Origin of the sequence: Irregularibacter muris (assembly GCF_024622505.1) — a bacterium.
In the GTDB taxonomy this organism is placed as follows: domain Bacteria; phylum Bacillota; class Clostridia; order Eubacteriales; family Garciellaceae; genus Irregularibacter; species Irregularibacter muris.
Map to the genome: position 1 here is coordinate 166559 of NZ_JANKAS010000001.1, position 13889 is coordinate 180447.

Genomic DNA, 13889 nt, shown 5'->3' on the forward strand with positions numbered 1-13889 from the left:
ATGGATATTGCTCATTAATAAAATACTTCAGAGTGACTTAGGAAATAAAAAATAATAGGTCACTCTGAAGTCTTTTATTATTTAATCATTGTGCGAATTAAAATCCGGTTTGCCGCAGTTTTTCGGCTGAGAGTTTATAAATTTGCCATAGGACACGCCTGCTTATCTTTGCCAATGCTATTTCTAGTGCTAATTCAGTCAATCAGCCCCAGGGTTAAGGCCATTGTCTATTTGTTATTAAACAAATACCTAGCAATATTTTACATATTAATCCAATCTATTATATAATGATATATGCATAGAATTGGTTTGAGAGGTAGGTACATGGTGATGAAATTCCAGGGATTTAATGCCTATACAAAATATAGAATATTACAACATGCCTTAAAAGTTAAGAATGTTTCTGAAGTGTGTGAGTTGTTTGGAATTTCCAGAACTACCTTTTATAATTGGGAAACTGCATACCAAAGGTTTGGTATTGCTGGGTTGGAAAATAAGGTGCCGAAAAAGCCTAAAATGCCAAATAAGATTAGCAAGGCTATTGAACATGAAATATTGAAATATGTGATAAAGTACCCTGGGGATGGCCCAAGAAGAATTTACTATGAATTAAAGTCTGAGGGGATTGATGTTGGAGAAACAGGGATTTACAATGTATTGAAACGAAATAATTTAACCCGAAAAAAACAACGCGTAGAATATTCTAAGTATAAAATACCTCCTAGGGGTATCAAGGGGAGAAAAGAAAAAGCAGCACTTCATCTTATTGATCCAAAAGAGGCATATCCAGGCTACTTGGTCATTCAAAGAATTGATTATATAGGAACTTTTGAGGGCATTGGCAAGATCTATCAGTATTGTTTTTACGACACCTATTCAAAATGGGGCGAGATAAAGTTATATAATAAAAAACATGATATCGGTATTTGGGAATATTTTGAACAAAAATTAGCCTATTTATTAGAAACTTTCAATTTAGATATAAAAAATCTGATTACTGCAAAAGAAAGAGAATTCTTACCATACTTTGTCAAGGGAGATAAATATAACAAAATTATTGATGCCTATAATATTCATCATCTATTTATTCCTTATGAAGAGTCAGAAGTATTTGATGATATAGTAGAGTTTAATGAGTTTTTGGTTACAGAATTTTATAATAAAATTCTCTTAAATGAAAAACTGAATTCCTTTATGAAGGTGGAGAATGCATTAAATCACTTTATAAGAGAATACAATTTTACCAATAAAACTTCTCAGGGACCAAGTGCGGGCAAGACACCTGCTGAAATAGTTCTTGAAAGAGCAATGGAAAAAGGGACGGATTTGGATGCATTACCTCTTTGGCTTCTGGCTTTAATTAATTCCCCAAGACGAGGTGTTAGAGATGAATAAGGCAGATTGTAGGATTGGAGTTATAGGAGGGGGCCTTTCTGGTTTAGTAATGGCTGAAGGCCTTCAAAGAAAAGGATACCATGATGTGACCCTTCTGGAAAAAGATGTACGTCTAGGGGGAAAATTACATACAATTACTTATAAGGGAAAATCCTATGAATTAGGAGCTATTTTTGGTCTCCCTTCCTATTCAAGGCTTACAGCATTGATGGATAGATTAAATATTAAAGCAGACGGACCTCAATTATCTCGGACCAATTATAATGCTGAGGGCAAAAAAATAATGCCCATACCTAGGAAGGATTTACATGGATTTGTAGAGGAACTAAAACGGTTGCCTCAAGTGCTGGATGGATATGAATCCCTGAAAAGTCCAAAGATTAAAGATATAGAACCTGCACTGATGCTCCCCTTTTCTAAATGGTGTGATATGCATTGTTTTAATGTTTTAAAAACTGTCTATCTCCATTATTTTACTATCTTTGGGCTGGGAGATATTGAGGAAGTTCCTGCTTTATATGTCCTCAGAATCTTGAATGATGAGCATTTAATGTCTTTTATGGAAATTCCACAATTCTATACATGGAAAAGAGGAGTTTCTATATTGGCTGAAAGTTTAGGCAGTAGGATTAAAGACATTCGATTAGGGCAGAAAGTGACGGATATCACCCTATCTGATGATGATACCTTGTGGGTAAGGACACCCTTTGAAAAAATTCAATTTGATCAGGTGATTATAACAGCACCACTAGATAACTTTTCTCAGTTGGACTTATGGGATGAAGAAATGAAGAACTATTTACAAAGCATAAAGTATCAAAATTTTAATGTATATTCTTTTATTGTAGAGAATGTTCCTAAGGGCTGTGGTTGTATATTAGAAAATTTATCCCTCAGTAGGCGGGGACATATTACCATATGGGACTCTAGATGGAATACTTCTCATCAAGAGGGGATGGTCATTCTTTATGCATATAGTCCTCTTCATAGCTATAAGTCATCTCCCTTAGATAAGATAAAGGATGATCTGGCAAGATTAAAAATAAAAAAACCAAGATTATATCAAGTGAAACAATGGAAACATTGTCCCTATTTAGATACTCATGTTTTGCAGCAAGGATTCTATGAAAAAATGGATGCTATGCAAGGAAAAAACAATATATTTTTAGCGGGAGAAATTATGAGTATGCTCTCTATAGAAAATTGTATTAAGTATTCGGAATATTTATTAGAGGAGTTTTTTTAACAAAATATATCGTAAAATCTTCCTAAGCATGATGCTTAGGAAGATTTTTTATTCTTTCTATTAAGAATTTTACTCATTTTGATAATTATTTTACCTTTGAGACTTGTTAACATTATTTTTCCATATAACGTCTGCAGGTTTAGTTAAAAGAGACATGTTTAAAGAAATAGTGTAATGATAACTTGAAAGATAATCAGTGTAAGGATTGGGATTTAAAGGCTTTGAAATTTTGACAGATTTTTCTATTTTATTTAAAATAATATTGACATAATAATAACAATATCTAAAAGCTATTTTGTATCTAGCTACTCTATCACAATAATATTTACTTTTCAATGGGAGAAGGTATTTATTCTATGCAGTATAGAGAGGTGGTGGAAAAATTCCTTAATTAATGATTTATAGCTATACAGGCAATATATTGTTTGTGAAGGGGGGATTTTATGTTTACATTTAATTATGCAGAGGGAGCAACTTTATTTTCTGCCTGGGGAATGTGGTTTGTAGTTTTTGCTGTTTTATTTCTGTTTAATGAATTTTCCAGAAGATCAAAAATAGGTGCGTTTATCAGCTTTATATTGCTACCGATATTTTTATCTATACTTTGGTTTACAGTTTTAAAAGAAAAAACTTATACCGATTGGTTCCACTTGGCAAAAGTTTATTCTGCTACAGCAGGATGTATTGGTTTCTGGGCCATAAGACATTATAAGAAAAGAGATAAAAATACAGGAAAAGTTTTATGGAGTCTTTCAGAAAAAAAGTTTGCCCTTATTTTTCCACCGCTTATTCTTGCCATTAATATTATAGAAGCTGTAGCTCGTGATTTTCAAATAGGGAATCTTGGACTTATGAAAGAATTCTTTGAAGGCGAAATCATGATGAGTGGGGCATGGAATTACATGAATGGAATTGCGGGGATACTTAATATTATAACCATTACTGGATGGTTTGGAATTGTTATTCGAAAGAAAACTGCCAAGGATAAAAGTATGGATATGCTATGGCCGGATATGATGTGGTTTTGGATAATTGCCTATGATTTGTGGAATTTTGCATATACTTATAATTGTTTGCCCGGTCATTCATGGTATTGTGGTTTTGCATTATTATTGGCGCCCACCTTGTGTGCCTTCACATTAGGAAAGGGCGCATGGCTTCAGCATAGAGCTCATACCTTAGCTATTTGGTGCATGTTTGCACAAACTTTTCCACTTTTTCAGGATCAAGGAAAGTACCAAGTCATGTCAACATATAATCCTGATATTTACTTTGTAGTAAGTTTTGCTGCTTTAATTGCGAATATCGCCGTGTTTGCATACATGATTTATAAGGTGATGGCTACAAAAAGAAATCCCTATATGGGAGAATTATATATTGATTTACCAAAATATCAAAGGGTTAAAGCCCTTGGAGAAGCTTCCATACTTGATATTGAAACTTCCCATCAGTAAAACAAAAAATTTACCCCTCACCAATCTTGGGGAGGGGTATTTATCGTGTAATCAATCTCTAAATAATGAGAGTATAGATTTGCTTAATTCTTTGGGTTATTTTACATTTAGGATAGATTTACACAAATAATATAATGAAATCTAGAAGTATAACGAAATTAATCTCTATAGGGAAATAAGGAAAAATTTTAATAAAAGATACGCAATGCGGTTACTAAGGGGATGAAAACTGTCGCAATTCATGAAGGGGTATAGTTCTAAAGCAATTATGAAATCTTCTTTTTAACTTTTTTTAATTGTAAACTATACTTGAAACAATTAATACTCAAATCACGGAATATCAATACCTTCAAATCTTTGACAGCCTTTTTTATTGTCGATACAATGGATTTGACAAAACAATAACAATGAATTTAAGGGGAGGGTGTAAAGGATGGAAAATTTTAAGGTCATAGAAATTAAGCAAAGCGTATTTGAGGATAACAATAAACAAGCAGAGCTTTTAAGGCAAAGACTTAAAAAGGATAAAACTTTTTTATTAAATTTGATGTCATCTCCAGGATCAGGTAAGACCAGCACGGTTTTAAGAACTATTGAAGCTTTACAAAAAGAAATAAACATCGGCGTTTTAGAAGCAGATATTGATTCGGATGTAGATGCCAATGCCGTTTATAAAACCGGGACAAAAGTCATTCAGTTACATACAGGAGGTATGTGTCATTTAGATGCGGATATGACAAAACAAGGGATAGACCAATTGGGAATAGAGGGGATTGATTTTGCGATTTTAGAAAATGTAGGGAATTTAGTATGTCCCGCTGAATTTGATACTGGTGCATCTAAAAATGCTATGATTTTAAGTGTGCCAGAAGGGGATGACAAGCCCTTAAAATATCCTTTAATGTTTTCCCAAGTAGATATATTGCTCATTAATAAGATTGATGTCTTAGATTATTTTGATTTTGATATAGAGGCAGTAAAGGAGCGGGCGAAAAAACTAAATCCGGATATTGAGATTATTCCAATATCTGCAAAGACAGGAAAAGGAATAGAGGAGTGGGCAAATTGGCTTCATACTGAAATTGAAAAATGGCAAGAAGACTAAATATCATTCTATTCATGTAGGGGGGAAATCAATGGGAAAAGAAAAAGTGCTACAACTTGCCAATCATATTGGGGGCAAAAAACATGGTTCAAAATCATCTTATACCTTTCAAGATCCAGAATATATGATTTTAGAACCTGTTGTTACAGATGAGATGGCAGAGATTGGGCTTTGTTTAGAATTCCGCAATCCTAAGAGTGCAGAAGAAATAGCTAAATTATGTGATCGATCTATAGAAGACGCTGAAAAAGTTTTGTGGGAATTGGCAGAGGCAGGGGTATGTTTTGTGAATAAAAGGGATGACGTTGATAAATACTGGTTTGATACTTGGGTGCCAGGGGTTATGGAAATGATGGCGAATAATCTAGAAAACGTTAAAAAGTATCCCCAAATTGCAGAAGCTTTTGAAGCCTATGGAAGAGTAAGAGGATCTAAGACAGCAGGTGCTTTCCCTGTGGGCAAAGGACTTATGAGAGTTATTCCTATTGAAACAGCAATTGATGGGGAGACGAGAAGGGCTTCCTATGAAGAAGTTTCAAAATATCTAAATGAAAGCAAGGTATTCTCGGTTTCCGATTGTGCTTGCCGTACATCTAGAGAAATTATGGGTGAAGGCTGTGGGCATTTAAAGGAAGAGATGTGTATCCAATTAGACCATGCCGCTGAATACTATATTCGTACCGGGAGAGGAAGAGCGATTACTCGAGAAGAAGCCTTTGAAATTATAAGTAAAGCTGAGGAAAATGGACTAATGCATCAAATACCTAATGTAGATGGTGTAGGAAAAACCCACGCAATCTGTAATTGCTGTGGATGTAGCTGTTTCTCTTTAAGAACAGCTAATATGTTTTTGAACAATGATATGGTACGTTCAAATTATGTTTCACAAGTGGATGTAGAAAAATGTGTGGCTTGCGGAGAGTGTGTAGAAATATGTCCGGTTAATGCCCTGAAATTAGGACAAAAACTATGTGAAGAAGCACAAGTTATTGAGACAAGGATGGACTTACCATCTAATTCAAAATGGGGACCAGAGAAATGGAATCCTGACTATCGTATAAATAGAAAAAACGTTTTGGATAGTGGAACAAGTCCTTGCATAACCCAATGTCCAGCCCATATTCCTATTCAAGGCTATATTAAACTGGCTTCCCAAGGAAGATATGCAGAAGCTTTGGAACTGATTAAAAAGGAAAATCCTTTTCCAGCAGTATGTGGACGAATATGTCCTAGATCTTGTGAATCTGTATGTACTAGAGGCGATGTAGATGAACCAATTGCTATTGATGAAATTAAAAAGTTTATCGCACAACAGGATTTATATGGGGATATTCGATATATACCGAAAAAGAGGCATGATTATAAAAACAAAATTGCCATTGTAGGTGCTGGACCTTCAGGACTTTCCTGTGCATACTATTTATCAATAGATGGCTATGATGTAACGGTATTTGAAAAGCACAAAGCCCTTGGAGGTATGTTAACCCTTGGAATCCCTTCCTATCGTTTGGAAAAAGATGTGGTAAATGCGGAGATTAATATATTAAAGGAGTTAGGGGTTAAATTTAGAACTGGAGTAGAAGTAGGAAAGGATATTACTTTAGACCAATTAAGACAACAAGGCTATGAGGCTTTTTATCTTGCTATTGGTGCTCAAAAAGGTAGAAAATTAGGTATTGAGGAAGAAAAGGTAAAGGGAGTTATTTCAGGGGTAGACTTTCTCTTAGATGTTAGTCTAGGAAATAATGTAGACATCAATGGAGAGGTCCTAGTAATCGGGGGAGGAAATGTTGCAATAGATGTGGCTAGAACAGCTACGAGAACTGGTGCCTCAAAGGTTGAAATGTACTGTCTAGAAAATAGAGAGGAAATGCCTGCCCTTGGAGAAGAGGTTGATGAGGCGATAGCAGAGGATATAAGGATCCATAATTCATGGGGACCAAAGCGTATTCTCTCAGAAAACGGCCAGGTTGTAGGCATGGAATTTAAAAGATGTATTTCTACTTTTGATGAAAATAGAAGGTTTACTCCAAAGTTTGATGAAAGTCAAACCAAGGTTGTAAAAGCAGATAAGATATTACTTTCCATTGGTCAGGGAATAGATTGGGGTGGACTATTGGAGGGGTCAAGGGCAGAGGTAAATCCAAATAATATGATAAAGGTAGACCCCCATACACTACAGACTGGAGAACCAGATATATTTGCTGGTGGAGATGCAGCCACTGGACCTAAATTTGCAATAGACGCTATCGCCCTAGGCAAAGAAGCTGCTATTTCAATACACCGCTTTGTCCATCCAGGACAGGATTTACTGATTGGCAGGAATCGAAAAGAATTTAAGGCCTTTGATAAGGAAAATTTAAGGCTAGAAGGCTATGATCATATTCCAAGACAAAGAACAGAATCTGTAGAGGGAGCAAAGGCCAAAAAATCCTTTGAAGATCTACGATCTACTTTGACGAAAGATCAAGTGAAGAAGGAAACAGAGCGATGTCTAGGCTGCGGCGCAACTGTTGTAGATCAATATATGTGTGTAGGCTGTGGTGCTTGTACAACGAGATGTAAATTTGATGCCATATCCCTTGTCAGAAAATATGATGAAGAAAATGCTTCCTTTGAGGATCTGAAGCCCATAGTTGTTAAAAACATGGTTAAGCGACAGGGAAGAATGATTGCCCATAGCATTAAAAAGACCTTCAAGAGCTCAAAATAAAAGAGCAAAATCAGTAGAGTATCTAGAAAAAATTAGGGCAGGGGAAAACCTGCCCCTATTATTTAGTATAGGAAATAGAGGTGAGGTTTATTTGCATGAATTAGGAATTATGATGAATGTCGTACAAACTGTGGAGAATTTTGCAAGGAAAAATGATCTTACTCAAATAGAGACACTGGTATTACAAATTGGAGAATTATCCTCTGTAATCCCTAGATATGCCAAAGCCTGCTATCCAGCCGCTGTAGATGGTACTATGTTACAGAATACTAAATTAAAAATGGAGATATTGCCAGGAAATTGCTTATGTAGTGATTGCAGGAGTGTGTTTAATTATCTTGACAATAAAGGAATTTGTCCTGATTGTGGTAGTAAAGAATGGGATTTACTTGGGGGAAGGGAGTTTCAAATTAAGGAGATCATTGCCTGTTAAGAATATCAATTCCCAGGAGTAATAATAAGCCAGTTCTCAATATGAATAAAAATTCAAGAGGTTTTGTTGAATTTTTATTGTACAAAGATAGAGGGGATAAAAATCTAGAAATTTATCCCCTAATAAAATGAGAATTTTTGATTTACTCCCTTGTTAACAATTTTACCATCATCTCATTTTCCATTATACCCTCTAGATCAGATATGCCAAAGTTCTCCAATATCTTCATAATATTTTTATTATCAAAAGGAGTTAATATATAGGATTCCTCTCCAAATTCATTCACATTCTTTGTGGCAACATCTACATCAATGTTTGTTCTTGGACCACCGACGCAACCACCAGCACAGCCCATGCCTTCAATAAAGTTAGCATCTACGTCTTTACCATTGCGAAGATCCTCCAGTATATTTTTACATTCCTTTACTCCATCCACTTTTTTTGCTCTTAGTTTTATGACTCTTGTAGGTTCAAGGCGATTAACGGCGGTTTTAACAGCAAAACTTACCCCGCCAGTTCTAGCATAAAGTCTTCCCCCTAAAGAAGCTTGGTCAATATCGTCTGGGACCAAATCCTTTAAATTTATTTTTAAAGCTTCAAATACTTCTTTTAGTTCTCTAAAATTAATGACAAAATCGATAGCACCTTCCAAATCCGGTTCTTTTACCTCTCCTTTTTTAGCTATACAGGGGGAAATAAATACAACCTTGGCATTTCGATATAGACTTTTTAAAACTCTTCCAGAGGCAATCATAGGGGATACCGAGGGAGACATTTTTTTGTAAAGATCAGGATAGCTTTTTTTTACCATATTAAACCAAACAGGGCAACAACAGCTGGTTAAAAAGAAATCTTCTTTGCTTTTTACTAGTTTATTAAACTCAAAGGCTTCTTTTATAGTTAAAATATCTGCAAATAGAGCTACTTCAACCATATCAGTAAAGCCCATTAACTTTAGGGCTGTTCTTAACTGACCCATACTAAGATCATCACCGAATTGACCGACTATTGCCGGTGCTACAGCGGCATAGACAGGTGTATTTTTATCCTTTAATAGATCAATGAGGGGAATGAATTCGATTTTATCCGCTATAGCTCCAAAATCCCATTGGGAAACGCCATAGCCACAACTTAGGCATTTATTATCAATGATGATAGGCTCATTATTTCTTCTATATATAGGGTCCTCATATTTACATCTCCCATTGCAATGTTTGTCGCTCTCATGGGGATTTTCAACATTTGCAGCAATTGGGGGAGAAATCTTTTTCGATTTTATATCGGATAGTTCACTACTAAATTCTGTATCACCCCGAGGGTCTAGACCCATGCAAATCCTCATATGATTTCTAATCAAGGACATATCCTTATCCTTAAACTCGTACTTGTTTTGAATATGGGCAGCTAAGTTTTCTAAATCAGAATTGTTTTGAATACCTTCATTCCAAAAGCTTTGAACCAACTCTCTAAAAATATCCATACGTTTTTCCTGAAAAATTTCACGGTTCTCCGTCAATGACAACACCTCAATTATATGTTCTATGTGCATTTATTTTTGCCTTATATTGAAAAAATATGTAATTGTCTTTTATATTTTAAAAGGGATAGCCTTCTGCTACCCCTTTTAAAACAGGGCTTAATGATATTTACTAATGATGGTGTTCCTCTGCATCTTCCTTGGTTTGATGAACTGTGCCGTGGGGATGCTCAGGTGGTGCATAAATAGAGTATAGCTTAATGGGCACACAACCTGTATTGATTACATTGTGCCATTTGCCAGCAGGTATAAATATAGCATCATCCTCAGAGAACCTTGATTGAAAATTCAAGTTATTTTTGCGGTTTCCCATTTTAACTATGCCCTGACCTTGCTCAATACGAATAAATTGATCTACATCAGGATGCATTTCTAGACCTATATCTTCACCAACACGAATACTCATCAAGGTAAGCTGCAAATGCTTTCCTGTCCACAAGGTAAGACGGAAATTATCATTTCGTATGGCAGCCTCTTCAATATTAAGAACAAAGGGCATAGGACCATAGTCTTTTAATGCAGGACATTTTTCCCGATGATTTGGACAATGCATTGGTGGATACATCCAGTGGGGATAGATCATGCAATTACAATGCATAGGTATATTCATAGGGTTATGGTTAGAATTAGGTTGATAAGGATTATACATATCTTCCACTCCTTTCATATATTTCTATAATAATATATGAATCCTATTTAAGAGAAGTGATTTTCTTTGTAAAAAGACTGTTTAATGGAAGAGAATATCCTTTCTAAAACTTGACAATCTAATAAGGAAATGCTAGTATTAGGTATCACTTAAGTTAACTGTAAATAAATATAACAAAAATATTTTAAAATTAGAACCTTTGTTTAAAGTGTAATCCTAATTTAGAAATAAAGTTGTTATCTCTATTACATAATTTAGGGAGAATAAAAATTAGGAGGTACACAAACATGACTGGTACAGTAAAATGGTTTAATGCAGACAAAGGTTTTGGATTTATTACAGGGGAAGATGGTAATGATGTATTTGCACACTTTTCTCAAATTAATGTAGATGGATTCAAAACATTAGAAGAAGGCCAAAAAGTTTCCTTTGACGTTGTAGAAGGCCAAAAAGGTCCTCAAGCAGCGAATATCGAACTTATCTAAGGATAATATAAAAACCTTATGCTAGAAATAGCATAAGGTTTTTTTGATTTACATTGTATCGGTTTCACCGGGAAGGAGGGCATCCACAACACCTAATATTAATGCACCAACGATAGCGCCAAGGATAGAAACGTTAAACCCTTGGACAATTCTTCCCGTTAGATATAAAATAAGTGCTGCTACTAGAAAACCTACAATCCCTCTACCAAAAGGTGAGGCATCAACTTTGATTAATTTAGCAATTCCCCAATCCAATATACCAATGACTATGGCAGCCAGTAATAAAGACCAGATCCCACCTCTATTGGTCATACCTGGAGTGAGAAAAGTTGCAATTCCAATAGCAACGGCTGATACAATAATTCTTATGATTAATTTCCCTATATTCATATATAAAATCCTCCTTTCAATATGTACATGGTAATTTCATGTACATTATTATCTATTAAGATACCCATTTATTAAAAAATTCATCAATCAATTTATGGAAAAATTTTAAAAAATAAAGATTGTAGATCCTTTATTTTAATAGGAACAAAAATTAGGGAAGAGGAATAAAGTAAGTAATACCATGTTGGAGGTGATGCAGTGGAAATGCTAACCATAATAAAGAGCATTCTTTCATTATTTTTAGTTATAGTCGTAGGAGTCTATGGAGAAAAAAAGGGGATTATTACAAATAGATTGAACAGAGGCTTGACGGATCTTCTTTTACAAATTATCTTGCCCTTTATGATTGTATCTTCCTTTTCTTTTTCCTATACAAATACCATCAAGAGCAATGTAATTAAAACTTTTTATTATAGTTTTTTTGCTTATATTATTGTAACGGTTTTTTCTTATCTATTAACTTGGCCCATAAAAAAGGAAAAGAAAATTATATTGCATTTTGCCAATGTATTTACGAATACAGGATATATTGGTTTTCCCATATTACATGCTCTCTATGGGGTAGAAGCTGTTATCTATGGATCTATTTTTAATATGTTTTTTGTATTGTTTGTATGGACTTATGGAATTATGCTCTTTAATAAAAAGATGAAAAAAGAAGAATTCAAGGAAGAATTAAAAAAAACATTTTTGAATCCTTCGATTATAGCAGTATACTTGGGGATCATTCTGATGGTATTTGACATTCAGCTTCCTATGGTTATAAAAGAGAGCATGACTTCTATAGGAAATATGACAGCTCCTCTATCTATGATTATTGTGGGAGTAACTTTTTCTCAAGTGAACATAAAAGCCCATTTAAGGGATTGGACAATATACTATGGGGTTGTTAGTAAAATTATTTTAATCCCGGCAATATTATATTTTATCTCCATATTCATTAATGACAGATCCATCGTGTCTAACACGGTGATTATTTTAGCCTCTATGCCTTCGGCCACAATGACATCTATATTTGCAGAGAATTTTGATATAAAAAAGGATTATGCTGCAGTAATGGTGGTGGCAACAACCTTTTTATCCTTATTTACCTTGCCATTTTTACTAAAAATAATTATATAAACAAAAAAACCAAAATACCATTATCAGAGAACTCTCGAAAATGGTATTTTGGTTTTACTCATCATCTATATCATTAATGAAAGAAAGGATTATTTCTAAGCCTTTGTAAAATTATCAAAATAACCTTGAATATAAACAACAGGTGTACCCTTGTCTCCACTACCGGAAGTTAGATCGCAAAGAGATCCAAGAAGATCAGTAATTCTTCTGGGGGTAGTTCCTTGAGATGCCATGGCACCGATCAAATCAGCTTCTTTATTTTCAATATAGTTTGAAATAGCTTCTTTTAATTCTTTTCCCTTCAAATGGGCAAAATGATTATCTGCAAGATATTTTAATTTTACTTCATTGGGTGTACCTTCTAATCCTTTAGTATAGGCTGGAGAAACTACAGGATCTGCTAGTTCCCAGATTTTACCTACAGGGTCTTTAAAAGCACCATCTCCATAGATCATGACCTCAACATTTTTGCCTGTTTTTTCCTTCAAGATTTTCTGTACTTCTTGAACGATCTTTTGACAATCTCTAGGGAAAAGCTTAATACTATTTTCTGTGGCTTTATTGGAGCCTAAAAGTCCATAATTTTCATTATATCCACTACCCTTCATGGAAGTGGATAGAATATCTTCAAGATTAAAGACCTTTTCTCCACCATTGGCCTTTAATATTTTTTTCGTTCTCAAGCGGCTATGAACATCGCATGTAAGAACAGACTTTGTATAATTTAAGATGGTTTTAGCATTATTTGAAAAAATAATCTCACATTCTATACCGTATTCTTCTACTAAAGATTTATAATAATCGATATAGTCAACACCAGTAAAGGTATGTTTATTATAACCAAAACACTGACGAAATTGACTCTCTGTTAAGACATCCGTCCATGGATTTATACCCTTTTCATCTAAGGCATCCATCTCAATGATATGATTGCCCATCTCATCTGAAGGATAACTAAGCATCAGAACAATTTTTTTTGCTCCCTTGGCAATACCTCTTAGGCATATAGCAAAACGGTTACGACTTAAAATAGGAAATACAACCCCAATGGTATCCTCACCAAATTTGGAGCTTATATCCTTTGCAATATCATCTACGCTTGCATAATTCCCTTGGGCTCGGGCAACCACTGACTCAGTAACAGCCACAATATCTTTATCCCGAATAGAAAAGCCTTCTGATTGTGAAGCTTTTAAGACGCTGTCTACGACAATGTCTGTTAAGATGTCCCCCTTATTGATAATGGGTGTACGAATACCTCTAACTACCGTTCCTATCATTCTCTCCATTGAAAGTCTCTCCTTATCTATTAACTTTTATCAATTTTTTCCTCTATACACATGTATTATTTTATAATATA

General features: G+C 34.6%; 12 protein-coding genes. 8 read left to right on the top strand and 4 right to left on the bottom strand.

Annotated features, from left to right (window positions below):
* The first annotated feature begins 324 nt into the window (after positions 1 to 324).
* The 6 genes from NSA47_RS00795 (at position 325) to NSA47_RS00820 (ending at position 8346) form a co-directional block, all read left to right on the top strand.
* Complete coding sequence (locus NSA47_RS00795; RefSeq protein ID WP_257528931.1) at positions 325 to 1395, top strand: helix-turn-helix domain-containing protein; 1071 nt, start codon at positions 325 to 327, stop codon at positions 1393 to 1395.
* Complete coding sequence (locus tag NSA47_RS00800) at positions 1388 to 2641, top strand: FAD-dependent oxidoreductase (protein ID WP_257528932.1); 1254 nt, start codon at positions 1388 to 1390, stop codon at positions 2639 to 2641. The genes NSA47_RS00795 and NSA47_RS00800 overlap by 8 nt, the downstream gene beginning before the upstream one ends.
* A gap of 443 nt (positions 2642 to 3084) precedes the next feature.
* Positions 3085 to 4095 carry a DUF5692 family protein gene (locus NSA47_RS00805; RefSeq protein ID WP_257528933.1) on the top strand — a complete coding sequence of 337 codons (1011 nt, stop codon included), beginning with the start codon at positions 3085 to 3087 and terminating at the stop codon, positions 4093 to 4095.
* Between the two features lie 433 nt (positions 4096 to 4528).
* Positions 4529 to 5200 carry a hydrogenase nickel incorporation protein HypB gene (gene hypB, locus NSA47_RS00810; protein ID WP_257528934.1) on the top strand — a complete coding sequence of 224 codons (672 nt, stop codon included), beginning with the start codon at positions 4529 to 4531 and terminating at the stop codon, positions 5198 to 5200.
* A gap of 31 nt (positions 5201 to 5231) precedes the next feature.
* On the top strand, positions 5232 to 7913 hold the full coding sequence (locus NSA47_RS00815; protein WP_257528935.1) for an FAD-dependent oxidoreductase: 2682 nt from the start codon (positions 5232 to 5234) through the stop codon (positions 7911 to 7913).
* 91 nt (positions 7914 to 8004) lie between these two features.
* The gene (locus NSA47_RS00820; RefSeq protein WP_257529238.1) at positions 8005 to 8346 is read left to right on the top strand and encodes a hydrogenase maturation nickel metallochaperone HypA/HybF; all 342 of its coding nucleotides are present in this window, start codon (positions 8005 to 8007) and stop codon (positions 8344 to 8346) included.
* A 142-nt stretch (positions 8347 to 8488) separates the two neighbouring features.
* Here the strand turns inward: NSA47_RS00820 and NSA47_RS00825 are convergent, their stop codons facing one another.
* On the bottom strand, positions 8489 to 9862 hold the full coding sequence (locus NSA47_RS00825) for a [Fe-Fe] hydrogenase large subunit C-terminal domain-containing protein (protein ID WP_257528936.1): 1374 nt from the start codon (positions 9860 to 9862) through the stop codon (positions 8489 to 8491).
* A 133-nt stretch (positions 9863 to 9995) separates the two neighbouring features.
* Positions 9996 to 10532, bottom strand: coding sequence for a cupin domain-containing protein (locus tag NSA47_RS00830; protein WP_257528937.1), 537 nt, complete (start codon positions 10530 to 10532; stop codon positions 9996 to 9998).
* Between the two features lie 287 nt (positions 10533 to 10819).
* Here NSA47_RS00830 and NSA47_RS00835 point away from each other — a divergent pair, with 287 nt between their 5' ends.
* Positions 10820 to 11017, top strand: coding sequence for a cold-shock protein (locus tag NSA47_RS00835; RefSeq protein WP_257528938.1), 198 nt, complete (start codon positions 10820 to 10822; stop codon positions 11015 to 11017).
* A 48-nt stretch (positions 11018 to 11065) separates the two neighbouring features.
* Here the strand turns inward: NSA47_RS00835 and NSA47_RS00840 are convergent, their stop codons facing one another.
* Positions 11066 to 11407 carry a phage holin family protein gene (locus NSA47_RS00840; RefSeq protein WP_257528939.1) on the bottom strand — a complete coding sequence of 114 codons (342 nt, stop codon included), beginning with the start codon at positions 11405 to 11407 and terminating at the stop codon, positions 11066 to 11068.
* Between the two features lie 204 nt (positions 11408 to 11611).
* On the opposite strand from NSA47_RS00840, the gene NSA47_RS00845 reads away from it, so the two are divergent.
* Complete coding sequence (locus tag NSA47_RS00845) at positions 11612 to 12529, top strand: AEC family transporter (RefSeq protein ID WP_257529239.1); 918 nt, start codon at positions 11612 to 11614, stop codon at positions 12527 to 12529.
* Between the two features lie 95 nt (positions 12530 to 12624).
* Here the strand turns inward: NSA47_RS00845 and NSA47_RS00850 are convergent, their stop codons facing one another.
* On the bottom strand, positions 12625 to 13818 hold the full coding sequence (locus NSA47_RS00850; RefSeq protein ID WP_257528941.1) for a coenzyme F420-0:L-glutamate ligase: 1194 nt from the start codon (positions 13816 to 13818) through the stop codon (positions 12625 to 12627).
* Positions 13819 to 13889 lie beyond the last annotated feature (71 nt).

Coding starts and splice junctions, on each gene's coding strand:
- NSA47_RS00795 (WP_257528931.1), top strand. CDS start 325: ATGGTGATGAAATTCCAGGGATTTAATGCCTATACAAAATATAGAATA.
- NSA47_RS00800 (WP_257528932.1), top strand. CDS start 1,388: ATGAATAAGGCAGATTGTAGGATTGGAGTTATAGGAGGGGGCCTTTCT.
- NSA47_RS00805 (WP_257528933.1), top strand. CDS start 3,085: ATGTTTACATTTAATTATGCAGAGGGAGCAACTTTATTTTCTGCCTGG.
- hypB (WP_257528934.1), top strand. CDS start 4,529: ATGGAAAATTTTAAGGTCATAGAAATTAAGCAAAGCGTATTTGAGGAT.
- NSA47_RS00815 (WP_257528935.1), top strand. CDS start 5,232: ATGGGAAAAGAAAAAGTGCTACAACTTGCCAATCATATTGGGGGCAAA.
- NSA47_RS00830 (WP_257528937.1), bottom strand. CDS start 10,532: ATGTATAATCCTTATCAACCTAATTCTAACCATAACCCTATGAATATA.
- NSA47_RS00835 (WP_257528938.1), top strand. CDS start 10,820: ATGACTGGTACAGTAAAATGGTTTAATGCAGACAAAGGTTTTGGATTT.
- NSA47_RS00840 (WP_257528939.1), bottom strand. CDS start 11,407: ATGAATATAGGGAAATTAATCATAAGAATTATTGTATCAGCCGTTGCT.
- NSA47_RS00845 (WP_257529239.1), top strand. CDS start 11,612: ATGCTAACCATAATAAAGAGCATTCTTTCATTATTTTTAGTTATAGTC.
- NSA47_RS00850 (WP_257528941.1), bottom strand. CDS start 13,818: ATGGAGAGAATGATAGGAACGGTAGTTAGAGGTATTCGTACACCCATT.